Annotated in this window: 23 protein-coding genes and 1 tRNA gene; 16 read left to right on the top strand and 8 right to left on the bottom strand. The window is 64.1% G+C overall.

Features of this window, described 5'->3' with window-relative positions:
• Positions 1-200 precede the first annotated feature (200 nt).
• The 5 genes from pncA to AC5V87_RS21230 all read left to right on the top strand — a co-directional run bounded on the left by pncA (position 201) and on the right by AC5V87_RS21230 (position 7,193).
• Positions 201-827, top strand: coding sequence for a bifunctional nicotinamidase/pyrazinamidase (gene pncA, locus AC5V87_RS21250; RefSeq protein ID WP_495367689.1), 627 nt, complete (start codon positions 201-203; stop codon positions 825-827).
• A 16-nt stretch (positions 828-843) separates the two neighbouring features.
• Positions 844-1,959, top strand: a complete 1,116-nt coding sequence (locus AC5V87_RS21245) for an alpha/beta fold hydrolase (RefSeq protein WP_495367688.1) — start codon at positions 844-846, stop codon at positions 1,957-1,959.
• A 137-nt stretch (positions 1,960-2,096) separates the two neighbouring features.
• On the top strand, positions 2,097-4,130 hold the full coding sequence (locus AC5V87_RS21240) for an NAD(+) synthase (protein ID WP_495367687.1): 2,034 nt from the start codon (positions 2,097-2,099) through the stop codon (positions 4,128-4,130).
• A 665-nt stretch (positions 4,131-4,795) separates the two neighbouring features.
• On the top strand, positions 4,796-6,646 hold the full coding sequence (gene ilvD, locus AC5V87_RS21235; RefSeq protein ID WP_495367686.1) for a dihydroxy-acid dehydratase: 1,851 nt from the start codon (positions 4,796-4,798) through the stop codon (positions 6,644-6,646).
• A 223-nt stretch (positions 6,647-6,869) separates the two neighbouring features.
• Positions 6,870-7,193, top strand: coding sequence for a hypothetical protein (locus AC5V87_RS21230; RefSeq protein WP_456843338.1), 324 nt, complete (start codon positions 6,870-6,872; stop codon positions 7,191-7,193).
• Between the two features lie 118 nt (positions 7,194-7,311).
• Here AC5V87_RS21230 and AC5V87_RS21225 read toward each other — a convergent pair whose 3' ends face one another.
• Positions 7,312-7,866, bottom strand: coding sequence for a hypothetical protein (locus AC5V87_RS21225; protein WP_495367685.1), 555 nt, complete (start codon positions 7,864-7,866; stop codon positions 7,312-7,314).
• On the bottom strand, positions 7,863-9,707 hold the full coding sequence (gene ligD / locus AC5V87_RS21220) for a DNA ligase D (protein ID WP_495371927.1): 1,845 nt from the start codon (positions 9,705-9,707) through the stop codon (positions 7,863-7,865). The genes AC5V87_RS21225 and ligD overlap by 4 nt, the downstream gene beginning before the upstream one ends.
• A 495-nt stretch (positions 9,708-10,202) precedes the next feature.
• On the opposite strand from ligD, the gene AC5V87_RS21215 reads away from it, so the two are divergent.
• Together AC5V87_RS21215 and AC5V87_RS21210 are read left to right on the top strand one after the other, a co-directional pair.
• A tRNA-Ser gene (locus AC5V87_RS21215) sits at positions 10,203-10,289 on the top strand.
• Positions 10,290-11,514: 1,225 nt separating this feature from the next.
• On the top strand, positions 11,515-11,865 hold the full coding sequence (locus AC5V87_RS21210) for a hypothetical protein (RefSeq protein WP_456838434.1): 351 nt from the start codon (positions 11,515-11,517) through the stop codon (positions 11,863-11,865).
• 178 nt (positions 11,866-12,043) lie between these two features.
• Here the strand turns inward: AC5V87_RS21210 and AC5V87_RS21205 are convergent, their stop codons facing one another.
• Positions 12,044-12,556 carry an NUDIX domain-containing protein gene (locus tag AC5V87_RS21205; protein WP_456838435.1) on the bottom strand — a complete coding sequence of 171 codons (513 nt, stop codon included), beginning with the start codon at positions 12,554-12,556 and terminating at the stop codon, positions 12,044-12,046.
• Between the two features lie 119 nt (positions 12,557-12,675).
• Positions 12,676-12,963 (bottom strand): DUF3551 domain-containing protein, encoded by a 288-nt coding sequence (locus AC5V87_RS21200; RefSeq protein WP_456843339.1) that lies wholly within the window; start codon positions 12,961-12,963, stop codon positions 12,676-12,678.
• 500 nt (positions 12,964-13,463) lie between these two features.
• On the opposite strand from AC5V87_RS21200, the gene AC5V87_RS21195 reads away from it, so the two are divergent.
• Positions 13,464-13,655: a hypothetical protein gene (locus tag AC5V87_RS21195; RefSeq protein ID WP_456838436.1), complete on the top strand. Its 192-nt coding sequence runs from the start codon at positions 13,464-13,466 to the stop codon at positions 13,653-13,655.
• A gap of 304 nt (positions 13,656-13,959) precedes the next feature.
• The gene (locus AC5V87_RS21190; protein WP_456838437.1) at positions 13,960-14,280 is read left to right on the top strand and encodes a DUF1476 domain-containing protein; all 321 of its coding nucleotides are present in this window, start codon (positions 13,960-13,962) and stop codon (positions 14,278-14,280) included.
• Between the two features lie 30 nt (positions 14,281-14,310).
• On the opposite strand, the gene AC5V87_RS21185 is transcribed toward AC5V87_RS21190, so the two are convergent.
• The gene (locus AC5V87_RS21185; protein ID WP_456838438.1) at positions 14,311-14,901 is read right to left on the bottom strand and encodes a TIGR00645 family protein; all 591 of its coding nucleotides are present in this window, start codon (positions 14,899-14,901) and stop codon (positions 14,311-14,313) included.
• Between the two features lie 159 nt (positions 14,902-15,060).
• Between AC5V87_RS21185 and AC5V87_RS21180 the strand changes: the two genes are divergently transcribed.
• Complete coding sequence (locus AC5V87_RS21180) at positions 15,061-15,351, top strand: hypothetical protein (protein WP_456838439.1); 291 nt, start codon at positions 15,061-15,063, stop codon at positions 15,349-15,351.
• A gap of 35 nt (positions 15,352-15,386) precedes the next feature.
• Here AC5V87_RS21180 and AC5V87_RS21175 read toward each other — a convergent pair whose 3' ends face one another.
• Positions 15,387-15,515, bottom strand: coding sequence for a hypothetical protein (locus AC5V87_RS21175; protein WP_456838440.1), 129 nt, complete (start codon positions 15,513-15,515; stop codon positions 15,387-15,389).
• A gap of 808 nt (positions 15,516-16,323) precedes the next feature.
• Between AC5V87_RS21175 and AC5V87_RS21170 the strand changes: the two genes are divergently transcribed.
• Positions 16,324-17,250 carry a septal ring lytic transglycosylase RlpA family protein gene (locus AC5V87_RS21170; protein WP_495367684.1) on the top strand — a complete coding sequence of 309 codons (927 nt, stop codon included), beginning with the start codon at positions 16,324-16,326 and terminating at the stop codon, positions 17,248-17,250.
• Here the strand turns inward: AC5V87_RS21170 and AC5V87_RS21165 are convergent.
• Positions 17,244-18,200 (bottom strand): alpha/beta fold hydrolase, encoded by a 957-nt coding sequence (locus tag AC5V87_RS21165; protein WP_495367683.1) that lies wholly within the window; start codon positions 18,198-18,200, stop codon positions 17,244-17,246. The two genes, AC5V87_RS21170 and AC5V87_RS21165, sit on opposite strands and share 7 nt — an antisense overlap.
• Positions 18,201-18,353: 153 nt before the next feature.
• Between AC5V87_RS21165 and AC5V87_RS21160 the strand changes: the two genes are divergently transcribed.
• The 3 genes from AC5V87_RS21160 to AC5V87_RS21150 are packed head-to-tail and all read left to right on the top strand — an operon-like array spanning position 18,354 to position 21,348.
• Positions 18,354-19,616, top strand: coding sequence for a D-alanyl-D-alanine carboxypeptidase family protein (locus tag AC5V87_RS21160; protein WP_495367682.1), 1,263 nt, complete (start codon positions 18,354-18,356; stop codon positions 19,614-19,616).
• 2 nt (positions 19,617-19,618) lie between these two features.
• Positions 19,619-20,305: a dTMP kinase gene (gene tmk, locus AC5V87_RS21155; protein WP_495367681.1), complete on the top strand. Its 687-nt coding sequence runs from the start codon at positions 19,619-19,621 to the stop codon at positions 20,303-20,305.
• Positions 20,302-21,348 (top strand): DNA polymerase III subunit delta', encoded by a 1,047-nt coding sequence (locus tag AC5V87_RS21150; RefSeq protein ID WP_495367680.1) that lies wholly within the window; start codon positions 20,302-20,304, stop codon positions 21,346-21,348. Before tmk ends, AC5V87_RS21150 begins: the two co-directional genes overlap by 4 nt.
• A 40-nt stretch (positions 21,349-21,388) precedes the next feature.
• On the opposite strand, the gene AC5V87_RS21145 is transcribed toward AC5V87_RS21150, so the two are convergent.
• Positions 21,389-21,883 carry a hypothetical protein gene (locus AC5V87_RS21145; RefSeq protein ID WP_495367679.1) on the bottom strand — a complete coding sequence of 165 codons (495 nt, stop codon included), beginning with the start codon at positions 21,881-21,883 and terminating at the stop codon, positions 21,389-21,391.
• Positions 21,884-21,920: 37 nt separating this feature from the next.
• Here AC5V87_RS21145 and metG point away from each other — a divergent pair, with 37 nt between their 5' ends.
• The gene (metG, locus tag AC5V87_RS21140) at positions 21,921-23,465 is read left to right on the top strand and encodes a methionine--tRNA ligase (protein WP_495367678.1); all 1,545 of its coding nucleotides are present in this window, start codon (positions 21,921-21,923) and stop codon (positions 23,463-23,465) included.
• A 12-nt stretch (positions 23,466-23,477) separates the two neighbouring features.
• Positions 23,478-24,254: a TatD family hydrolase gene (locus AC5V87_RS21135; protein WP_456838446.1), complete on the top strand. Its 777-nt coding sequence runs from the start codon at positions 23,478-23,480 to the stop codon at positions 24,252-24,254.
• Positions 24,255-24,257 lie beyond the last annotated feature (3 nt).

The following is a 24,257-nucleotide window of genomic DNA, read 5'->3' as shown; positions in this document are numbered from 1 at the left end:
CTGCGGATATCAGAGAGTCCGCCCTTGGGTGCGGCTAGTCAACACGGAGGCGGGCAAACCGTTTCATTTCCGGAACGACCGGCTGCCAATTTGAACGGATCGCGCTACGTTTCGTTGGTTGCGAAGCAGCGCAGGAAGATCGACATTGGCTAACGGCGTTCGGCACTCCTTGTGCCGGGCAGATGGAATGAGACCCTGCAATGAAGATTACAGACCGCGACGTGCTGCTGGTGATCGATGTGCAGAACGATTTCTGCACCGGCGGGGCGCTCGCCGTTCCCGGCGGCGAGAAGGTTGTCCCGGCCGTCAACCGAATTGCCCAAAAGTTCGCCAATGTGGTGCTGACCCAGGACTGGCATCCGGCTGACCATGTCTCCTTCGCGCCGAACCATGCGGGCAAGCAGCCGTTCCAGGCCATCGAGCTCGACTACGGCACGCAGGTGCTGTGGCCGACGCATTGCGTGCAGGGTACGGCGGGCGCCGAATTTCACCGCGATCTCGACGTCACCCGCGCGAGCCTCGTGGTACGCAAGGGCTTTCGTCGCGGCATCGATTCCTATTCGGCGCTGTTCGAGAACGACCATCGCACGCCGACCGGCCTGCTCGGCTATTTGCGCGAACGCGAGCTGAAGACCGTGTTCGTCGCGGGTCTCGCGCTCGACTTCTGTGTCCGCTTCTCGGCGGAGGACGCCCGCAAGGCCGGCTTCGAGGTCGCCGTGATCGAGGACGCCTGCCGCGGTATCGACCTCGACGGCTCCGTGGCCGCGACGCATCGGAGCTTTCGCGACCTCGGTATTTCGGTGGTCAGCATCGAGGCGTTCCTGTGAGGACCGCGAGATAGCCATGGTGGAGACGACACGCAAACAGAAGGGCGGACTTGGACCGGTCCCGGACAAGGCGCTGCTGTGGCCGTTCGCTGCGGCGCAGTTCGCCGTCAACGCCTGTCTCTGGTGGCTGGAGCGCGCTCCGCCGGAGCAGAACGACAGCAGCCTGACATGGACGACAGCCAATTCCGTCGCGCTGGAGCTTGCGAGCATGCGCCTGCGCGATTGCTCGCGAGCGCGCTCCGGCCAGCCGGCGCTGGTCTGCGCGCCCTATGCCCTGCATCGTGCCCTGATCGCCGACTTCGCGCCCGGCCACAGCGTGGTGCAGTCTCTGCAAAGCGGCGGCATCGACCGCGTCTATCTCACCGACTGGCGCTCGGCGGCGCCCGAGATGCGCTATCTCTCGATCGACAGCTATCTCTCCGATCTCAACGTCGCCGTCGACGAGATCGGCGCGCCGGTCGATCTGATCGGCCTGTGCCAAGGCGGCTGGCTGTCGCTGCTGTATGCGGCGCGCTTTCCGGCCAAGGTGCGGCGGCTGGTGCTGGCAGGTGCGCCGGTCGATCTTGCGATCGAGTCCGAGCTCTCCCAGCTCGTCCGCAACACGCCTGCGGCGGTCTACGATCAGCTCGTCGCCCGTGGTGGTGGCAATGTCAGCGGCGAAGAGATGCTGCGCTTCTGGTCGAAGGCGCCGAGCCGCGAGGATATCGCGGCGGCCCTCCAGACGGATCTCACGGGCGAGGAAGGTGCAGCGCTGCTCGCGCGCTTCGACGTTTGGAACAGTGAGACGCTCAACCTGCCCGGCAGGTATTATCTCGAGATCGTCAACTGGATATTCCGCGAAAACCGGATTGCCGCCGGCCAATTCATCGCGCTTGGCCGCGCGGTCGACCTGAAGAACGTCAAGGCGCCGCTCTTCCTGCTGGCCGGGCTCGACGACGATGTGGTGCCGGCCTCACAGGCGCTCGCCACGGCCAACCTCGTCGGCACGCCGCCAGCCTTCATTGCGGCAGCCTCCGAGCCCGGCAACCATCTCGGCCTGTTCATGGGCGCGCGCATCCACGCCCACGCCTGGCCGCGGATCGCCGAGTGGCTGCTCGACGACCTCTCGGGCGTGCTGGCCCGCAGCGCCTGACCACGCCAGGACCCGGGCAGGCCGGTGCGCAAATCCGTTATGCATGATGGCTGATGGCCTGCACGGGGCCGGGTCGATGGGCTACATAGAGTTAAGGAGCCGTCGGCACCGGCCGCGACGGGATTTAAGGGTACGCGATGACATTCCATTCGATCTACGCCCACGGATTTGCGCGTGTGGCGGCCTGCGTCACGACCTCCCATGTCGCCGATCCCTCGGCCAACGCGAAGGCGGTGCTGGAGGCGGCGAATGCCTGCCACGAGAAGTCGGTGGCGGTTGCCGTGTTTCCGGAGCTGTGCCTGTCCGGCTACGCGATCGAGGATCTGGTCAAGCAGGATCCGCTGCTCGATGCGGTCGAGCGCGGGCTCGTAGCGATCGTCGAGGCCTCGTCGGAGCTGATGACCGTCCTGATCGTCGGCGCACCGCTGCGCTTCGGCAACCGCATCTACAATTGCGCCGTCGTCATTCACCGCGGCAACGTCCTCGGCGTCGTGCCGAAGAGCTATCTGCCGACCTACCGCGAATTCTACGAGGGGCGCCATTTCGCCTCCGGCACTGGCATCGCCGGCGAGACGATCACGTTCGGCGGGCTGCATGCACCGTTCGGCACCGACCTGTTGTTTGCGGCCGAGGACGTGCCGGGCCTCACCATTGGCGTCGAGATCTGCGAGGACATGTGGATCCCGGTGACGCCGGCCTCTGAGCTCGCGCTCGCCGGCGCGAGCGTGCTGATCAATCTGTCGGGCAGCCCGATCACGATCGGCCGGGCGCGCTCGCGTGCGCTGCTGTGTCAGTCGACCTCGGCACGCTGCCTTGCGGCTTACGTCTATTCGGCGGCCGGGGCAGGGGAATCCACCACGGATCTGGCCTGGGACGGCCAGACCTCGATCTACGAGAATGGCGTGCTGCTGGCCGAGGGCGAGCGGTTCCGCCAGGGCGGCCAGATCACCACGGCCGACGTCGATCTCGACCTGCTCAGGCAGGAACGCGCGCTGATGGGCACGTTCGACGACAATCGCCGCCAGCGCGAAGGTTTTTATCGCAGGATCACTTTTGCGCTGAAGCCGCCCGCGACAGACATCGGCTTCTTGCGCAGGATCGAGCGCTTTCCGTTCGTGCCGAGCGACGAGAGCCTGCTCGAGCAGGATTGCTATGAGGCCTACAACATCCAGGTCGCCGGCCTCGTGCAGCGCATACGCGCCACCGGCACCAAGCGCGTCGTGATCGGCGTGTCCGGCGGCCTCGATTCCACCCACGCCTTGATCGTCGCCGCCAAGGCGGTCGATCTGCTCGGCCTGCCGCGCGAGAACATCCTGGCCTACACCATGCCGGGCTTTGCCACCGGCAGCGAGAGCAAGACCAACGCGCTGGCGCTGATGAAGGCGTTGCAGACGAGCTGGCAGGAGCTCGACATCCGCACCACCGCGACGCAGATGCTGAAGGACATCGGCCATCCCTTCGGCAAGGGCGAGAAGGTCTACGACATCACCTTCGAGAACGTGCAGGCGGGCTTGCGCACGGACTATCTGTTCCGCCTTGCCAACCATCACGGCGGCATCGTCATCGGCACCGGCGATCTCTCCGAGCTCGCGCTCGGCTGGTGCACCTACGGCGTCGGCGACCAGATGGCGCATTACAACGTCAATGCGGGGGTGCCGAAGACGCTGATCCAGCATCTGATCCGCTGGGTGATCGCCTCGAAGCAGTTCTCCGTTGACGTCAACCGGACGCTGGCCTCGATCCTCTCGGCGGAGATCTCGCCGGAGCTGGTTCCGGTCAAGCCCGGCGAGACACCGCAGAGCACGGAAGCCTCCGTCGGTCCCTATGAGCTGCAGGACTTCAACCTGTTCTACACGCTGCGGTTCGGCATGCGGCCGTCCAAGATCGCCTTCATGGCACAGCACGCCTGGAAGGATGTCGCCAAGGGCGAATGGCCGCCGGCTTTCCCGACCGACAAGCGCAGAGCCTATGATCTTCCCGAGATCAGGCGCTGGCTGGAGGTGTTTCTGCGCCGCTTCTTCGCCTTCAGCCAGTTCAAGCGCTCGGCGATGCCGAATGGCCCGAAGGTTTCGGCGGGCGGTTCATTGTCGCCGCGCGGCGACTGGCGTGCACCGTCGGATTCGAGTGCCGCGGCCTGGCTCGAAGATCTCGAGCGGAACGTGCCGAAATGATCTGATCGGGCAAATGTTGTCGGATAGGGCGGCCTGAGACGATTTCGCGCCGTACGGCCGATCAAGCCCGCGGCGCGAAATTGCATTCGTTGCTGAAAGTGCCGAGGTCCGGAGTGCCTAGGAGTCCGGACCTCGTTCACCTTGCCCCAGCCTTCAATCCCCGCCCCATGTGGTCCCCCAACCCCATGTTGCGCGATCAGAGGGTGATGCCCTTGGAAGTGGCCGCCGATCGATGCGCGCGATGTACGCGAGTTAAGGTTAGGATTCCATTCCGGATCACTACGGACACATGCATATGCGTTTCCGCAAAGCGATGCGCTCGTCTGCATTCGTTACGATTGCGGTTGCCCGAATCTGACGGCGTCGTCCCGGACAGGCGTAAGCGTATATAGGACCCATCATCACCGGCGGACGTGATTACGGCGACTCGGAGCTTTGCGCCACGATTACTCGATGTGCCTTGGGGCCCCCACCGGCGCGCTTTAAGGGCGCGCGTCCGGGACGACAGTCGAGGGCTCGCCAGAGCCCGCGTGGAGAGCAGGGGAGCCCTGCCGGGCCCAAGTTCCCGTTGCACCTGACCACCCCGTGCGCTATCCGGCCGGAAAGGCCTGCGGCAGCTCCATATTTTCGCGCTCAGGCAGCCAAACCCGAGGACGGAAACCGCCATGCCAGCCTATCGCTCCCGCACCACCACCCACGGCCGCAACATGGCGGGCGCCCGCGGCCTCTGGCGCGCGACGGGCATGAAGGACTCAGATTTCGGCAAGCCGATCATCGCGGTCGTCAACTCATTCACCCAGTTCGTGCCCGGCCACGTCCATCTCAAGGACCTCGGCCAGCTGGTCGCCCGCGAGATCGAGCAGGCGGGCGGCGTTGCAAAAGAGTTCAACACCATCGCCGTCGACGACGGCATCGCCATGGGCCATGACGGCATGCTCTATAGCCTGCCCTCGCGCGAGCTGATCGCCGACAGCGTCGAGTACATGGCCAACGCGCACTGCGCCGACGGCCTCGTCTGCATCTCCAACTGCGACAAGATCACGCCCGGCATGCTGATGGCGGCGCTACGGCTCAACATCCCCGCCGTGTTCGTCTCGGGCGGCCCGATGGAGGCCGGCAAGGTCAAGCTGCAGGGCAAGACCAAGGCCGTCGACCTCATCGACGCCATGGTCGCCGCCGCCGATTCCAAGGTCAGCGACGACGACGTCAAGGTGATCGAGCGTTCGGCGTGCCCGACCTGCGGTTCCTGCTCGGGCATGTTCACCGCCAATTCCATGAACTGCCTGACCGAGGCCCTGGGCCTGGCGCTGCCCGGCAACGGCTCGGTGGTCGCAACCCATGCCGACCGCAAGCGTCTGTTCGTCGAGGCCGGCCACACCATCGTCGACCTCGTCCGCCGCTATTACGAGCAGGACGATGCGTCGGTGTTGCCGCGCAACATCGCGAACTTCAAAGCGTTCGAGAACGCGATGACGCTCGACATCGCGATGGGCGGCTCGACCAACACCGTGCTGCATCTGCTTGCCGCCGCTCATGAAGGGCAGGTGGAGTTCACCATGCGCGACATTGACCGGCTGTCGCGCCGCGTGCCTGTGCTCTGCAAGGTCGCGCCGTCGGTCGCCGACGTGCATGTCGAGGACGTGCATCGCGCCGGCGGCATCATGGGCATTCTCGGCGAGCTCGACCGCGCCGGCCTGATCGACACCTCGGTCTCGACCGTGCACGCGCCGACCATGAACGATGCGCTGGAGCGCTGGGACATCAAGCGCTCCAAGAGCGAAGCGGTGCGCACCTTCTACCGCGCCTCGCCCGGCGGCATCCCGACCCAGGTCGCCTTCAGCCAGGAGCGCCGCTACGACGAGCTCGATACCGATCGCGAGAAGGGCGTCGTGCGCGATCTCGAGCACGCCTTCAGCAAGGACGGCGGTCTCGCCGTGCTCTACGGCAACCTGGCGCAGGACGGCTGCATCGTGAAGACCGCGGGCGTCGACGCCTCGATCCTGAAATTCTCCGGCCCCGCGCGCGTATTCGAAAGTCAGGACGCGGCGGTGGAGGGCATCCTGGGCGGCAAGGTCGTTGCCGGTGAGGTCGTCGTGGTGCGCTATGAAGGCCCGCGCGGCGGCCCCGGCATGCAGGAGATGCTGTATCCCACCAGCTATCTGAAATCGATGGGCCTCGGCAAAGCCTGCGCACTCGTCACCGATGGCCGCTTCTCCGGCGGCTCGTCGGGCCTGTCGATCGGGCACGTCTCGCCGGAAGCCGCCGAAGGCGGCAATATCGGCCTCGTGCGTGACGGCGACCGCATCGCGATCGACATTCCGAACCGCAGCATCAGCCTCGAGGTTTCCGACGAGGAGCTGGCGAAGCGCCGCGCGGCGGAAGAAGCGAAGGGTGATGCCGCCTGGCAGCCGACGAATCGCAAGCGTAACGTCTCCACTGCGCTCCAGGCCTATGCCGCACTCACCACCAGCGCCGCGCGCGGCGCGGTGCGCGAGGTGAAGCGTCGCGCGAAGTGAGCATCGCGCGGCTCGTGCGGCGCGCGCATAGTCAACAAGTTCTGAACGGCCGGCGAATGCCGGCCGTTCGCATTAAGGATGCTCCGACGAACTTCGGCAGCCCGGGATTTTGCGGCGTATACTGCGCGCGACCTTTCGCAAATCCATTTTGGGCAACTGGGGCACCACCACAATGTCTCGCACTCTCGCTGTTGTTTTCTCCACGGCCGTCGCCGCGACGTCGATGACGGGCGCAGCTTCCGCCGGCTGCTACAATTGCTACGCGCCGCCGCCGTGTCAGACCTGCTATCAGCAGCAATACGTCGCGCCGCAATACCGCACCGTCGACGAGACCGTGATGGTGTCGCCGGGCGCCGTCGTCGCGCATCGCACGCCGGCGCAGTACCGCACCGTGATGGTGCCGCAGACCGTGATGGTCGCGCCCCCGGGCGTCCAGTACGAGCGCATCCCGCCGCAATATGCGACGCGCCAGCGCGTCGAGATGGTCTCGCCCGGCTACTCCTATTACGCCCCGGTGCAGATGGGTTGCGCGTCCTGCGGCTACTGAGCCAAGGCAGCAACGAGACTTCAAAGCGGCGCTCTCTCGAGGGCGCCGTGTTTTCTTGTTTGAAAGGCATGATCGGTGGCTCGCGCCATCCCTGCGCGGGATAACTCCGCTGTTCGACCTAGCCGTAATCCACTGCGACGACGCGTCCATCCAGCACCCCGTAGCTATCGCGTTTGTACTCGGCCGGTATGATGCCGGCGTCCGGTTCTGCGTTCCCCAGCACGAGCGAATGGAGCGGTTGACCAGGCTCTCCCTGGTGCCAGTTGCCCGCCAGAGCATCGAAATTCGCTTCGACATAGCCTTCGCCGCGAGTCACGAACGCCCGATAGTCAAAGCTTTGCCATTCGGCATCGGTAAGCATCCGCGCCCGCGGCATCACCACGAGGAGTCCTCCGGCAAAGTGGAATCGGACGGGGCAGAGCTCGGGCCAGCCTTCGGCAGCAAAACGCGCTTCCTGCATATTGCTCAAGAGGCCGCGCAGAAGGAAATCCCACCACCAGCGCCAACTTGCCCAGGTCCATCGACCAGGGAGCTTGAAGACGTGGCGACGCGTGAGAATGACGGTCCGGACGGCTCCAAGCTTCGCAATGGGCACGGGCAGCCGCAGCGTGTGCCTCGGTGTGTCGCCTAACCGGCGACGGCTCGCTTGCAAGAAGTCTTCGTTGCTCGTCATGTTCGCCTTCGTCGCTTCATCGAGCTCTTGCTATTCGCGCTGGCGCGGAACGGATGCTCCATCGTGAAGGCGTCCGGCCTGATCCCTTGTTCGATGCGGGCCCAGCTGACGGGTGCGGCAATGGGAGATCCTTCCCGGACGCGGGTCGAATAGGTGCCCACGGCAGTGGTTCCGCGGCCGTTGCGCAGATAGTCGAGGAAGATGCGGTCACTGCGGTTCGCTTGCGCCGACAGGATATAGCGAGCGGGATCGCGCGCGGCGAAATCCGAGACGAGTGCCCGGGCAATATGATGTGCGCGGTCGTGCAGCATCGGCTCGTCGAGAGGCGCCATTAAATGGATGCCTTTGCCACCGGTGAGCTTGGGCCAGGTGGTGAAGCCCTCGCGCTTCATCATCGTGCGCAGCTCAAGCGCGGTCTCAGTCACGGCCTCCCACTCCACGCCCTTTCCGGGATCGAGGTCGATCACGATGCGGTCGGCATGCTCGATATCGGCAACGGTCGAATTCCACGGGTGCAATTCCACTGCGCCGATCTCGACAAGGCCAAGGAAGCCATCGAGGCTATCGACCCACAGGCGCGTGCCTTCGCCGCCCTCGCGCTTTCTGATGCGCAGCTGGTGCACCGCCGCCGGGATGTCCCTCGGAAGTGGACCCTTGTGGTAGAACGTCGTGCCGTGCACATGACGCACCAGCTTGAGCGGGCGATGGCCGAGATGGGGCAGTGCCTTCTGCCAGACCCGCTTCCAGTACTCCGCCAGATCTTCCTTGGACGGCACAACGGCATCGGGCAGCAGTTGCAGGATGTTTTCCTTGGGGACGCCCAGCTTGCGACGCGCTACCGGCCGCACCAGTCGTGGCGCCCTGACCTTGGCCGGCGCAAGATCATCGCGCAGTCCCTTGAAGACCGCTTCGCGCAGCAGGCCATCGTCGGTCAGCGCGCCAAACTCGACCTCGGCTTCGACGCCTGGCTCGACCCAGGTTGCCTTCGGCTTCTTTATCGGGACGTCGAGCGGGGATCCTGGCCGGATCAGCGGATCGAGCCGTTCGCGCAATTCGCGCGCGCTGATCTCTGTGTAACCGGTGCGCACCTTGCCGGCGTAGAGCAGCTTGCCGTTCTCGCGTCGGCCGACATAGAGCGAGGCGATCTTGCGCGGATGCGCGCCGAGTTTTTCGACAAATGCGACGATCGGGAAAGTCTCGCTCTTCTTGCATTTCAGTTTGAGCCAGGTCTCCTGTCGCCCGGAGCGGTAGGGCGCTTCCATCCGTTTGGCGACCAGTCCTTCCAGGCCGAGCCTGCACGCATGCCGAAAGATCTCCTCGCCGTCGGCGGTGACGTGCTCGACATAGATGAACGTCTCCGGAGCAGTCCTGAGCAATCGCTCCAGCAGACGCTTGCGCTCGACATAGGCCACCCCCCGCAAGTCGTAGCCGTCGAGGTACAGCAGATCGAACGCATGGTAGCGGACGCGGTCGCTCTTCTTCGCGCCCAACTCGCGCCTGAGTTGTTGGAAATCGGGCAGCCGGCCGCCGCCGTAAACGACGGCCTCGCCGTCGATGATCGCGCTCTTCGTTTTCAGCTTGGCGGCCGCAGCCACGATCGATGAGAACTGTTCGCTCCAGTCGAGTCCCGTGCGCGAAAAGGCTTTGGCCTCTCCAGCATAGACGTGCAGCTGCGCGCGGTACCCGTCGGCCTTGATTTCATACGCCCAACCGTCATCGCGCGGCGGACTCTCGCGCAGCGTGGGGTCGCAGGGCTCAATGTAACCTGAAATAGCAGCTCGAATGGCGCCGCCGACGCGGGATATTCCCGAACGAGACTGACGCAACGCCACAGCACACATGCGGGACTCAACGCTGCCGGGGCGATTCGTTCCCGGCGTGCTGCCGCGTTGCTGCTGATCGGGTCCGGTGGAAGCCGCAGGTCCCGCGAACCCACGCGCCAGCTCGCCGAGATGGTCTCGCCTGGCTATTCCGATTACGCCCCGGTGCAGATGGGCTGCGTATCCTGCGGCTATTTGAGCCGAGGCAACAATCGGGAATTCCAAGCGGCGCTCCCTCGGGGCGCCGCGTTGCTTTTGGGCGCAGCAAACGAGGCCCGGAAACGGAGACGACTCCAAACCGGGCCTCGCAACCAGCGACGCCCTGGGAGATGTCGCCAGTGTCCGGGATTGCTGAGCGGCCGGCCTGTGTCGGCGGCCGGCGCGTTGCGCAAGGCTAGAGGAACAGCCTGACGCTCGCCTGACAGCTGACTGGGTGAGGAGGGACTCGAGGCGAGGGCGCCAACTTCGCGTTGCCTTGCGCCACCGACTGCGTTAAGCGACAGCCGTTCCGGGCTTGGAAGGGTGGCCGAGTGGTTTAAGGCACCGGTCTTGAAAACCGGCGTGCCCGCAAGGGTACCGTGGGTTCGAATCCCACCCCTTCCGCTCCCTGCTAGTCCATCAGTGTCTAAAGCACGTCCATCTATGACCAGCTAAAGCATTGTGATGTGAAGCGAAACTTCAGTTTCGTGTCGCAATGCTTAAGCGTGTCCAGCAGCATCCAAGTCAGCGACGTGGGCGAGGACGTGGGTTTAGGCGGTCACTTTTGGAGTATGGCACATGGGAACCTCACAGCATTGAAGGTCAAAAACGCAAAGCGTGGAGAGAAACCGATGGGTTGAGACCCGACGTCGACAAGAACGAACGCGAGTTGGATTTGCAGTGCTGGGACAGAGCAGGGCGCATCAGTGGCCTCGTCAGCGCCGATCTTTGGCGTGACAATGTTCGATTGTCCGATCTCGAGCCGCGGTTCGTCTGCCAGGGCCGCAGCTCTCGGGCGCCGACGTCCGACCCGACTTCGAGCGGGGTAACAGCCGGCTGGCCATCATTGGCCACCAATCTCGATGGGGCCTGGAGGCCTCAATTGTGAGACGACCCTTAGTGTTAGAGGTCGATCTTTAGCTTCACCATCGCAAAGGCAAACAGCCCTTCGAAACTCGCGAAGGCAGCAACGATCAAGGCAGTGGTAAAAATTTGATTCATGGTGGGTCTTCCCCCAACGTGCACTGACCCTAAAGATTTATGGTTAACGAAACCTTGCCCCTCCCAGGGCAGGGCAATCGCATATGAAGTTCACGAGGATTGTGTGCGGGCTTGCTCCGCCTCTCCCGCTTGCCTTGCGGGATAGGCCGACGCGCTCGCAGAGCGCGGCGGGTGAGGGCTCTTTCCTCTGGGGGATTATCCCGTTGCGGAGACACCCTCTCCCCAACCCTCTCCCGCAAGCAAGCGGGAGAGGGAGCCCAGTGCCGATGCCGCCGCATCGTGCAAGCCATATGCGATTGCCGTGCCCCCAGGGGGCCCGCCAGCGTGAACCGGTGGGCCCGATACTTTGAGCTCCCTCAAGGCCAACGGCCTTCTTCGGAACGTTGCCAGCGCCCGTTTGGGCACGAATTTCTGCTGGCTTGTCAGTCCTGAAGAAATGGGTTTGGCGATTGATCGCGGCGCCAATTCGGGAAAGGGCGTCTAATGACGATGCGAACCACCGAGATGACCCATGTCTGCGAATGCGGGCATAAGGGCCACGTGGGAGTGGATGAACATGACAAAATTGAGCCGCTTGCGGCGCAGCGCTCCACCTGCTTGAGTTGCAAGGGACTTGGAGTAGGTGACTATGAAATGTCATTTATCCACTTCAGCGCTCATCGTTTTGGCGCTGATCTTCACCGGCAATTGCGCAGCCGCATTCAAGTATAAGTACGTTGGCGACCGTAGTGCCGGGTACGACAACAAGATCAACGGCGGCAAAGGCTGCTTCATGGGTGATTGCAGCAAACGGAAAGAGCGGCTCAATGCTCGGCGGCCTGCTATTAGCTGCTCTTCTCGTGCCGATTCTTGCCGCAGGAAGAACAGCCTCAATCCAAACATGGCTTCACGATGTGAGCCCGCGCGCCTGGCTTGCCTCAAAACCGGTACTTTCGTCACGCTATCCGGTGAAAAAAGAACCGTTGATCTGAAGGAATGATCGAGGCGGCTTAGCAGGAGGTTGCCGGTCGTTTTCGGATGTTATCCTGCAACTGAAAGCACCGCGGGAGAAGGGCAGGGACTAAAGCGAGCGATTTCAGGTGTCGCACGGTCGCGCATCACCGTGGCGAGCTCAATCTTGTTGGGTACCTACGGCTTTGTTGCGAACTACAAGGGTTTCAAGGAAGGGGTTCGTTGAGATGTGCGGCGACGCAAGAGAGTTCGCAGTCGACGTTTGCGCCCCCTTCATCAAAAAAGCCGGCGTACCCAGAGCCTCCCAGAAATGCCTTCAAGGCAACCAAGGTCAGTGGCGTCATCTCCGAACGAAATTTGTCCAGTTCTGTTGGATGGACGAGGACCAGCTTGCCTTCGCTCACGACCAGATCTGAGCTCGGAATATTGCGGGCCACAAAGACTTCACCACAGAGACGCTTTGCGATTTTCTCGGGATCGGCGCCGTGCAAACTGACGAAGAACTCAAAGTCGGCAGCAGATCCCTTGTAGCCGATCTCCTCGGCTACTTCCCTCACAATGCATTCGAGAGGACTTTCGGCCGGCTCCCGACGTCCGCCGAACAGGGCGATCTTGCCGGGATGGACGATTCCAGGAACGTCGTCCCTGAGCTGAAGCAACAAACGGCCTGCCGCGTCGATGAGAATTGCGGCCGCGAAATCTCGAACTTCCTGCTTCAAAGGTAACGGTCCCTTATCATACTGACCAGCGCACTCCTTGAATGTTGTGTTCAGGTTCGCGGGCTCTATCGTGGCTGCTAGGCTCATAGGCTATCGGAGGCTCTCTTTGAGCCGTTGGCCTAGTAGGGATACCATTGACCGCGATACCCGCCGCCCGCGAAGGCGTGGCGCGGGTTTATACCGCAATAGGCGTTCGTACCTGATGCAGTTGCCGTGCACTGCTCGTAGGTTGCGAATTGGCAATTGCCCGGATAGCCCCATATCCGCCCCTGCAAGCAGTAGAGATCACCTGGGCCGCTCTGGGCAATGTAGCCTTGGCGATATTGCCGTGCGGTCGTCGGCGAGATCGAACCCGCCGACACCAGAATAGAGCCAGCTGATACAATCGTGAGAAGCAGACGAGTCATCTTCATGTTCACCTCCTGATTTGCCTCTCGCCAAACGAGTTTGAGCGGCGCCTTTTGATCATGTCCACGGTGTCGTAGCTCACTCCTTGTTGCAGAATGTCTCGGTTCTCCGTTGCGAGAAAGCAGGCGACCTGCTTGTCGGCGGTCGGCAGGCAACCGTCAGGCGAGACGCGGGAAGGCAAGCGCCGCAAGACCGGCGATGCGCGCAACATCGCAACGGATTTTCCGAAGTTGGCAGAATGCCACTGTTTTGCCCGACGTGTCAAACGGCTTTCCGTGGCATGCGAAGAAACGCATTGCGCCAGCACGACTCTGCTACTGTGCATGGGGTTGTTTTCGAATTTTTTCGAGTGTCCTTGGTCGGCCGCGGCGGATGGGCATCGAGTCCAGCTCAGTTTTCTACCGGTAAGGCGCTGAACAAACGGACGTTTCGGTCTGACTAAGGCGACGCCGCTTGGCTGCCTCGTGGAACCCTTTCGCCGCGTCTGCGTTGTCTCGCCATGACTGAAGACCTTTCCTATCGACGCAAACCCCTGACCCCCGAACAGCGCCAGGCGCGCGATGCGGCGCGCCGGATCGAGGCCGAAAAGGCCATGCGCGATCATGAAGCGGCGCAGAAGGCGTTTTACGCCAACAAGGAACGGCTCAAGGCCGAACGTCTCGCGCGCGAGGCCGAAGCCGGGAAGGCTTGAGGGGCCTCAAGGCGCCGAAACAGCTCTCGCAGAGATCTTGCGACCGCCGCTGACCTCGGTGCCGGCTGGATGCTCGCGCGAGGGTAGCGCTGCCTGCTCCAGGCACATCCGTTCAAGCCGTCCAAACTCCCGGTGCACGCGCTGACGCAGCCGGACGACTCGCATTGGGCGCACATCGGCGGGCTTGACGGCGTTTGGCTTCCGCCTGAAGCTTCACACGATCCTGAACTGACGTGAACCCACGGAGACGATTGCTCCCAGCCAGTTTCGATCCTCTTTCAGCGAAAACGAGATGGAGCTGACCATGACCACGTTCGACAAGCGCGAGCAGGGCTTTGAAGCCAAATTCGCCCACGACGAGGAGCTCATGTTCAAGGCCGCGGCGCGGTCCAACAAGCTGCTCGGGCTCTGGGCCGCAGGCCAGCTCGGGCTCAGCGGCGATGCGGCTTCGAACTATGCGACCGCGCTGGTGACGGATAGTCTGGAGAGTCAGACGATCGACCAGGTCGTGGGCAAGGTCTCGGCCGATCTCGCCGCCAAAGGCGTGGCGCGCGAGCAGGTCGCGGCCAAGCTGCAGGAATGCCTGCACCAGGCGCTGGCGCAGCTCGAAGCGGACCGGCAATAGGGCCGGCCTTGGTCTCTCGGGCGTGGTGTCTCACTCGGCGTGCCCGCGCATGCCGGAATCGCTGAGCCTGTCGACATAGGCGATGCCGAGCGCCGAGACGATGAAGGTGATGTGGATCAGCACCTGCCACATCACGCCGGTCTCGGTGAAGCCGGCGCGGCTGGAGCCGAGATTGCCGGCCTCGATGAAGGTGCGCAGCAGCGCGATCGAGGAGATGCCGATGATGGCCATGGCGAGCTTGATCTTGAGGACGCTCGCATTGACGTGGCCGAGCCATTCCGGCTCGTCGGGATGGCCCTGGAGGTCGAGCCGCGAGACGAAGGTCTCGTAGCCGCCTACGATCACCATCACCAGCAGGTTGGAGATCATCACGACGTCGATGAGCGCGAGCACGCTCATCATGATCTCCTGCTCGGTGAGGTCGAGCGCGTGCCAGGACAGATGCCAGAGCTCCTTCAGGAACAGCGCGATGTAGACGCACTGCGCCACGATCAGCCCGAGATAGAGCGGCAGTTGCAGCCAGCGTGAACCGAAGATGATCATCGGCAGGATGCCGAGACGGGGCGCCGGCAGGCGGGACTGCGAATGTGGGCCAGTGTTGGGCTGAGGCTCAACCGACATTCAGGCAGCATCCTCGCGAGCGAAACGATCTTGCATTCATGTACCCCGGCAAGATGGCCGGCGGAAGACACGAGGCGCGCTCTGCCGTTCGCGGACCGTGACGTCTCGTGTTAGCCTGCCGGCCGCCGCAGCACGGCGGCGTGGATGGGGGAGGCGGGCGTGTCCTGGAACGGGTTCGGCAAAGCGTTGGGCGGGATCGCGCTTGCGGCTGTGATCCTCGTTGGCGCCGGCGGCGCGGATGTCGCGGCAACGCCGCTGACGCCGTTTCGCTACGAGGCGCAGGCGCAGCGCCATTGCCCGCACGACCAGGTGGTGTGGCTCGATTTCCGCAAGGGCGTCTACTACGGCAAGGGCCAGAAGCGCTACGGCCAGGGTTTCGATGGCAGCTTCGTCTGCCGGAGCGAGGCCCGCGACAGCTTCTATCGCCGCTCGCTGCTCGGCCTGCGCTGAGCGGCCCGTGATTCGGAAGGTTCGGCTGTCGCCGGCTACTTCTGGTTCGGCAGCTTCACCGGCACGTGCGGGGAGGAGCTGATGGTCCGGGGGCTGCCGTCAGGGTAAATGCGGTCGCCGCGGATCAGGGCTTCCAGAACAAGAAAGAATTTCTCTGCAAGCATTTGCGTCACCCTCGTTGGTGATGGCCTCTTGAAGTTAAGTCGAGGCAGCGCGCCTAGGAATTCAATCAACTAAACGGGAGCAGGGCAAAGGCGGGCAGCAGCGCATGCTGCGTCGCGGTGTGGTCGTGGCCTGGAAAAACCGAAACGGCCGGTCGCGCTCAGCCGAAGGCAAGGGCCACGAGGCTTGAGCAGAGAAGGATCAGGCCACCGGCAGTCAGCGCCAGGAAGCCATCCGATACGAGGTCATGATTGCGCATGGGACACCTGCCACTCTCGTTTTCGATGCTCGGTCGGATTGATTAAAAATGTCCGAACGTGCCGCTGTGAAAGAGGTGATGCTTTCCGACCGCGCGAGTGCCTCAGGCCCTCGTGCGGTAACCTTCAAACGCATGGGCCAGGAAGATCCCCGCGCTTACCAGACCCATCAGTGCCGAAACCGTCTCGATCATCGTTAAATTCCAATTCGCCCCTGCGGCCTGAGAAGACGCGTGCGGCCTTGCACAGTCAAAAGAATTCCAGGGCGGCGCGCGACAATGGGGGTGGAGTGAGGTTTTGGCGCAACAGCATGTCCAGCCGTGGCACAGCGCCGGGCGTCCCGCGGTCCGTAGATCAACGGGGAGAAGCGAACGCCCCGTTTACCATTCCGCTGTGATCGCCGTGGGCTCCCCATTTCCGCCGTGTTCGGGTTGCGTTATCCTTACTGCTTCCGACGCGGTGGTGGGCCGCTTCGGATTTGAAGGACCGGACAGCGCTCCCCCGTAGCCAAAGCGGGTTGGGTACGCCTCCGGCGAAGTGGTATTTGGGGCACATGGGGATCCGACGGTCAGATTCGGTTTTGCGGGCCGCGCGCGGTGTTGCGGCAGTCGCAACCTGCCTCGCGCTCGCCAATTGCGCCTCGTCCAACAAGTTCGCCAGCCGTGTCGATCCCAAATATGGCGTGTCCTCGAGCCCGCGCGTCGTGGCCTGGGGCGACCCGGTCCCGAAGGGCGGCGGCACCTACCGCGTCGGCAAGCCCTATGTCGTCGCAGGCAGGACCTACGTGCCGGAGGAGGATGCCAACTACCGCGCCGAGGGCATGGCATCCTGGTACGGCGATGATTTCCATGGCCGCCTGACCGCCAACGGCGAAGTGTTCGACATGGGCTCGCTGACCGCGGCGCATCCGACCCTGCCGATGCCGTCCTATGCGCGGGTGACCAATCTGTCGAACGGCAAGTCGCTGATCGTCCGCGTCAACGACCGCGGGCCCTACCACGGCAACCGGCTCATCGACGTCTCGAACAAGGCCGCCGAACTGCTTGAATTCAAAGGCAATGGCGTCGCCAAGGTCCGCGTCGAATATGTCGGCCGGGCGCCGCTCGAAGGCTCCGACGACCGCCAGCTGATGGCGACCCTGCGCACCGGCATTCCGGCGCCGTCGCCCTCGATGGTGCGGGTTGCGTCCGCAAGGCCGTTCGTGCCGGAATTGCCGTCGTCGACCCGCGGTGCTATTCGCGGAGATGTCCCGATGCCGGAGGGACGGCCCTACAATCTCGGCAGCACCTCCGCCGACATGGCCTCGCTCAATGCGACCTCGGAGATGTCGGCCTCGAGCCGCAGCCGCGGCCGGGCGCTGCAGAACGCGCGCGCGGTCTCCTATGACGAGAACGGCCGCTACGCGAGCGAGAGCGCTGCCGATACGTCGGAGGGCGCTGCCGAGGCCCGCAGCATCCTGAGCGGCCGCGGCCTCTACTGAGCCGCGCTCTCCTTCAAGAACTTCACCAGCGCTTCGTTGACCTCGTCGGGGCGCTCCTGCTGCACCCAATGGCCCGCGCCGTCGATGATCAGCTTGCGCTGAAGATTGGGCAGCACGCGCTCGAGCTCGTTGACGCGCTTGGCGCCGATCAGGCCGGTGATGACGGCGTCCTTCGCGCCGGCAATGAAGAGCGAGGGTTGGCGGATTTGAGCATCCTGCCAGGGCGCCGTCAGATCCCAATTGCGGTCGAGGTTGCGATACCAGTTCAGCCCGCCGCGGAAGCCCGATTTGCGGAAGCTCTCGGTAAAGGTGGCGAGATCGGCCTCGCTGAGCCAGCCCGGCAGCGGCTCCTCGCCGCTCGCGTGGCCGAGGAAGCCCTTGCTCTCCTGCACGAACATCGCCGCGCTGGGATCGGTAAGGCCGCGGCCGCCGAGCACGGTGCGCATGGTGCGAGCGACGTCGCGCTCGAACTCGGCCTCGGCGACGCCAGGCGTCTGGAAATATTGCCAGTAGAAATTGGTAATGCCACCCTGGCGCAATAGATCGAGTGGCCTGCCGCGGCCGCGGAACGGCGGCGGCACGCTCAGGCCTGCCACCGCCGTGAAGATGTCGGCCCGGAACAGCGCCGCATGCCAGGCGACCGGCGCTCCCCAGTCGTGGCCGACCACCATCGCCCTGGTCTCGCCCAGTGCCTGCACGAGGCCGACGACGTCGCCGACGAGGTCGAAAATGGAATAGGCGCCGGTCTCGGCCGGGGCTGTGCTTTCTCCGTAGCCGCGCATGTCGGGGGCGACGACGTGAAAGCCGGCGGCTGCCAGCGCCGGGATCTGATGGCGCCAGGAATAAGAGAGTTCCGGCCAGCCATGGCACAGCACCACCAGCGGACCCTGGCCGGCCTCGCGGATGAAAAGGTCGATCCCGTTGGCCTTGATCACGCGGGTGGAGGACATCGCTTTTCCGCCTTGTTTCAGGGGTTTGGTCGCCAAACATGAGGTGGCACGATAGGGGCGTGGGGCGAATCGTGCAAACTCGGGGGCTGGCGCGAAGCCGCGTGTTGTTCGCGCCGGTTCCAACTGTTAGAACGCCGCTCTCAGGGCTTGGCCATGGCATTTCGTCTCATTTCGCTCCGTCGCAGCCGGCGCACCGCCGGAGCGCTGGCGCGTGGGCTGATCGCGATAGTTTTGGCGGCGAGCGTGGGCTGGGGCGGCATGCTCCACGCTGCCAACCAGAGCGTCCAGGGCGCCAAGAAGACGGAAGAGGCCGGCTTCGACGGCGATGCCCCAACCGCGATCCTGATCGAAGCCTCCAGCGGCAGCGTGCTGTTCGAGAAGAATGCCGACGAGCTGCGCGCGCCCTCCAGCATGATGAAGCTGATGACGGCGGAAGTCGTCTTCAACGCGATCAAGAAGGGTGACGTGAAGCTGACCGACGAATACCGGATCAGCGAGAATGCCTGGCGCAAGGGCGGGGCGCCCTCCGGCGGCTCGACCATGTTCGCCGCGATCAACAGCAAGGTCTCGGTCGACGATCTTCTGCACGGCGCGATCATCCAGAGCGGCAACGACGCCTGCATCGCGCTCGCCGAAGGCATCGCCGGCAACGAGAAGATCTTTGCCGCCGACTTCATGACCAAGCGCGCCCGCGAGCTCGGCATGACCAGATCGACCTTCGGCAACTCCAACGGTCTGCCTGACCCCAGCAACAAGATGACCGTGCGCGAGCTCGGGATCCTCGCTCGTCACATCATCCTGGACTTCCCCGAATTCTACAAATTGTTCGGCGAGAAGGAGTTCACCTGGAACAAGATCCGCCAGCCCAACCGCAATCCGCTGCTCAATTCGATGGAAGGCGCCGACGGCCTCAAGACCGGCTACACAAAGGAAGGCGGTTACGGCATGGTCGGCTCTGCCGTGCAGAACGGCACGCGACTGATCGTCGTCGTCAACGGGCTGGAAGACCCCGAGGATCGCGCCACCGAAGCCAAGAAGATGCTGGAATGGGGCTTTCGCAATTTCGAGACTCGGACGCTGATCGCGGCCGATCAGCCGGTCGGCTACGCAAAGGTGTTCGGCGGCGAGAGCCGCTCGGTCAAGCTGGTGGCCAAGACACCGGTCAAGGTGATGGTGCACAAGAACGGCAGCGACAAGCTGATCGCGCGCATCGTCTATAGCGGCCCGGTACGCGCGCCCGTGCAGGAAGGCCAGCGGGTCGGCGTGGTCAGGGTCTGGCGCAGCGGCAACATCGCGGTGGAAACGCCGCTCTATGCGGCGGAAGCGATCGGCACCGGCTCGACCATGCGCCGCGCCATCGATGGTGCCAGCGAGCTGGTGATCGGCATGTTCCGCGCAGGCGCCGAGAAGCTCTGATCATGAGTGAGAGCGCGGTCAAGCGGCCGTCCGGACGCGGACGCTTCATCACCTTTGAAGGCGGCGAGGGGACGGGCAAGTCGACCCAGATCAAGAAGCTCGCCGACCGCCTCAAGGCGGCGAGAATGCGGATTCTGGTCACGCGCGAGCCGGGCGGCTCGCCGGGCGCCGAGATCATGCGCCATCTGGTGCTGTCGGGGATGGGCAAGCTGCTCGGACCCGAGGCCGAAACGCTGCTGTTTGCCGCCGCGCGCGACGACCATGTCCGCACCGTGATCGAGCCCGCGCTGAACCAGGGCGCCTGGGTGCTGTGCGATCGCTTCGCCGACTCGACGCGCGCATATCAGGGTAGCCTCGGCCGCGTTCAGCCCGAGCTGATCAACGCGATGGAGCGGGTCACGATCGGCGATCTCAAGCCGGACCTCACCATCATCCTCGATTTGCCGGTCGAGATCGGCCTCGAACGCGCCGCCGCGCGCCGCGGCAGCGGCACGCCCGACCGGTTCGAGGGCGAGAAGCTCGCTTTCCATCAAGGCCTGCGCGAGGCCTATCGCAAGATCGCCGCGGATGAGCCCGGACGCTGCGTGCTGATCGACGCCAATTCCGACCCCGATACGGTCGCTGGAAGAGTCTGGAGCGCGGTCCGCGAACGCCTCCTTCCCACGCCGGCCTCGGTGATCTCGGCATGAGCCCGCGCCAGGCCGAGCGCGAGACGGCCATTCCGCATCCGCGCGAGACATCGAGGCTGTTCGGCCATCGCGAGGCCGAAGTGGCGCTGCTGACGGCCTATCGCAGCGGGCGCATCCCGCACGCCTGGCTGATCGGGGGACCGCTGGGCATCGGCAAGGCGACGCTGGCCTATCGCATGGCGCGCTTCGTGCTCGCGCACGGCCAGCCGCTGGCGCCTTCCGTGCAGCGCGCCGAGGATCTCGCGATCGATCCTGATGCCCCCGTGGCGCGCCAGGTCGCCGCGAGCTCGCATGGTGGCCTGCTGACGCTGGAGCGCACCGCCAACGATCGCGGCGTGATGCGGACCGTGATCACCGTCGACGAGACGCGGGAGACCATCGGCTTCTTTGGCTCGACCGCGGCGGCCGAAGGCTGGCGCGTCTGCATCGTCGACACCGTCGACGAACTCAATCCGAATGCCGCCAACGCGCTTCTGAAAATCCTGGAGGAGCCGCCGCAGCAATCGCTGTTCCTGCTGGTGAGCCACGCGCCGGCGCGCGTGCTTGCCACGATCCAGTCGCGGTGCCGCAAGCTGCGTCTGCGGCCGCTCGCCACCGATGACGTGATCGGCGCGGCGGCGCTTGCGGCTGACCTCGATCCAAGCGATCCGGCGCTGCGCGAGGCGGCGGAGGCGTCGGAGGGCAGCGTTGCGCGCGCGCTGACGCTGCTCGGCGGCGACGCGCTCAAGCTCCAGCAGCGCACTGCGGCACTGCTTGCGCGCCTGCCGCAGGTCGATCCGCGCGAATTGCACACGCTCGGCGACTCCCTCGGCACCAGCGACCGTGTTGCGCTCGCGGCCTTCGTCGATGGCATCGATCGCTGGATCGCGGAACGCCTGCATGCGGACGAGGCCAATGCCAACCAGAACCTGCCGCGCCTTGCGCGCCTAGCTGAGGTATGGGAAAAGATCGTCCGCGCCGCGCGCGACACCGAAACCTACAATCTGGAGCGCAAGCCCCTTGTTTTCTCGGTGTTCGGCTGGCTGGCGGACGCAACGCGCTAGAGCATGATCCGGAAAAGTGCGGAGCGGTTCTCCGGAAGGATCATGCTCCAAGACAATGATCGATCGCAGGTTTGTTTCCAGATTTTGAGAAGCTGGTAAAGGAATTCGTCGTGGCAACGCGAGCTAAAAAAACCGCCAAGAACAAGAGCAGCAAGACGGCTGCAAAGAAAGCCACGAACAATGCTGCGAAGGCGCTTGCGCGCAAGGCTGCCAAGAAGTTCAAGAAGACCAAGAAGGCTGCCGCCAAAAAGGGTGTGAAGAAAACGGCGAAGAAGGCCGGAAAGAAAGCTGCCAAGAAGCACGCCGTCGCCAAGAAGACGGTGAAGAAGACGACCAAAAAGCCGGCCAACGAACCGGCCAAGTCCGCGACAACAAGCAAGGCGCCGGCGAAGAAGGTGAGCAAGACGGCCGGGATGACCGCTCCTGTCGCGACGGCCGCACCGGCTCCCGTCGCCACGCCGCCGAAGGCAGTGAAGCCCAAGGTGTCGAAACCCAAGACATCGACGCCTAAGGCCCCGCCTGCGCCGAAACCCATTGCCGCTCCGCGGGCTGCCGCGCCCGCGATAGCTGCTGTGCGCGACAACGTCTTCTATATTACGACCGCGATCGCTTATCCCAATGGCCAACCGCATATCGGGCACGCCTATGAGGCGATCGCCACCGACGTGCTGGCCCGCTTTGCCCGGCTGGACGGCAAGGACGTGTTCTTCCTGACCGGCACCGACGAGCACGGCCTGAAGATGGTCCAGACCGCGCAGAGCGAAGGTATGACACCGGCCGCGCTCGCGACCCGCAACGCTGACCGCTTCAAGCAGATGGACGAACGGCTGAACGTGTCGTTCGACCGCTTCATCCGCACCACCGAGGAGCAGCACCATCGCTCGAGCCAGGAGATCTGGCGCCGCATGGAGGCGAACGGCGACATCTATGCCGACACCTATTCCGGCTGGTACTCGGTGCGTGATGAGGCCTATTACGCCGAGGAGGAGACGCGCCTGAACGACGACGGCGTGCGGCTCGGGCCCCAAGGCACGCCGGTCGAGTGGGTCGAGGAGAAGAGCTACTTCTTCCGGCTGTCCGCCTATCAGGATAAGCTGCTGAAGCTCTACACGGAGAATCCTGATTTCATCGGCCCGGATGCACGCCGCAACGAGGTGGTGAGCTTCGTCAGGAGCGGCCTGCGCGATCTCTCGATCTCGCGCACGACCTTCGACTGGGGTGTCAAGGTGCCCAGCGACGAAGAGCACGTGATGTATGTCTGGGTCGATGCGCTCACCAACTACATCACCGGCGTCGGCTTCCCGGACGAGAGCGACAAGAACTGGCGCTACTGGCCGGCCGACGTGCACATCATCGGCAAGGACATCATCCGCTTCCATGCGGTGTACTGGCCGGCTTTCCTGATGTCGGCCGGCATCTCGCTGCCGAAGCGGGTCTATGCCCACGGCTTCCTGTTCAACAGGGGCGAGAAGATGTCGAAGTCGGTCGGCAACGTCGTCGATCCCTTCAATCTCGCCGACCAATATGGCGTCGATCAGATGCGCTATTTCTTCCTGCGCGAGGTTCCGTTCGGACAGGACGGCAACTACAACCATGAAGCCATCGTCGCGCGCATCAATGCCGATCTCGCCAACGATCTCGGCAACCTTGCCCAGCGCTCGCTGTCGATGATCGCCAAGCAGCTCGGCGGCGTGCTGCCGGAGCCCGGCGAGTTCAGCGACAACGACAAGGCGATCCTGGCGATGGCGGATGGCATGGTCGCGGCCAGCCGTGAAGCGATGGCGACGCAGCAGATCCATCAATGGCTCAATACGGTGTGGGCGGTCGTCGCCGAGGCCAACCGCTATTTCGCAGGCGAGGCGCCGTGGGCACTCGCCAAGACCGATCCCGCGCGGCAGAAGACGGTGCTCTATGTCACCGCCGAAGTCGTGCGCCAGATTGCGATCTTGGCGCAGCCGGCGATGCCGACAGCGTCGAGCTTGCTGCTCGACAGCCTCGGCATCCCCGCAGACGAGCGCAACTTTGCCATGCTCGGCGGCGACAAGCGGATCTCGCCCGGCTCGACGCTCCCCGCACCGACACCGGCATTCCCGCGCTATATCGAGCCTGCGGCCTGAGGCGCTGGTTTGATGTTGGTCGACAGCCATTGTCATCTGGATTTTCCCGACTTTGCGGAAGATCTCGACGGGATCGTATCGCGTGCGCATGCGGCCGGAATCGGCCGCATGGTCACGATCTCGACGCGGGTGAAGAAGCTCGACCAGCTGCTTGCCATCGCCGAGCGGTTCGACGACGTCTACTGCTCGGTCGGCACTCATCCGCACAATGCGGATGAGGAGGACGGCATCACGCCGGACGAGTTGATCGCGCTGACGCAGCATCCCAAGGTCATCGCGCTCGGCGAGGCCGGGCTGGACTATTTCTACGACAACGGCTCGCCGGAGGCGCAGGCGAGGGGCTTTCGCGCTCACATTGCCGCGGCCCGTGCCACCGGCCTGCCGCTGGTGATCCATACCCGCGAGGCGGATGAGGATTGCGCCCGCATCCTGGAGGAGGAGGCCGCCAAGGGATCGTTTCCTGCGGTGCTGCATTGTTACACCGGCGGACGCGAGCTGGCGCTGAAGGCGGTGTCGCTCGGGCTCTATATCGGCTTCACCGGCATCCTGACCTTCAAGAAGTCGGAAGCCCTGCGCGCGCTCGCGGCTGAACTACCGTCGGACCGTATTCTGGTTGAAACAGACTCGCCCTATCTTGCGCCCGGCAAGTTCCGGGGCAAACGCAATGAGCCGGCCTACGTGGTCGAGGTCGCCAAGGTACTCGCCGAGACGCGCGGCGTTTCGCTCGATGAGATCTCGCGCCAGACCACCGACAATTTCTTCCGCCTGTTCTCCAAGGTGAAAGCGTAGGAT

It is taken from the genome of Bradyrhizobium sp. SOJA106 (assembly GCF_059448745.1).
This window is presented reverse-complemented; position numbering and strand designations above follow the sequence as displayed.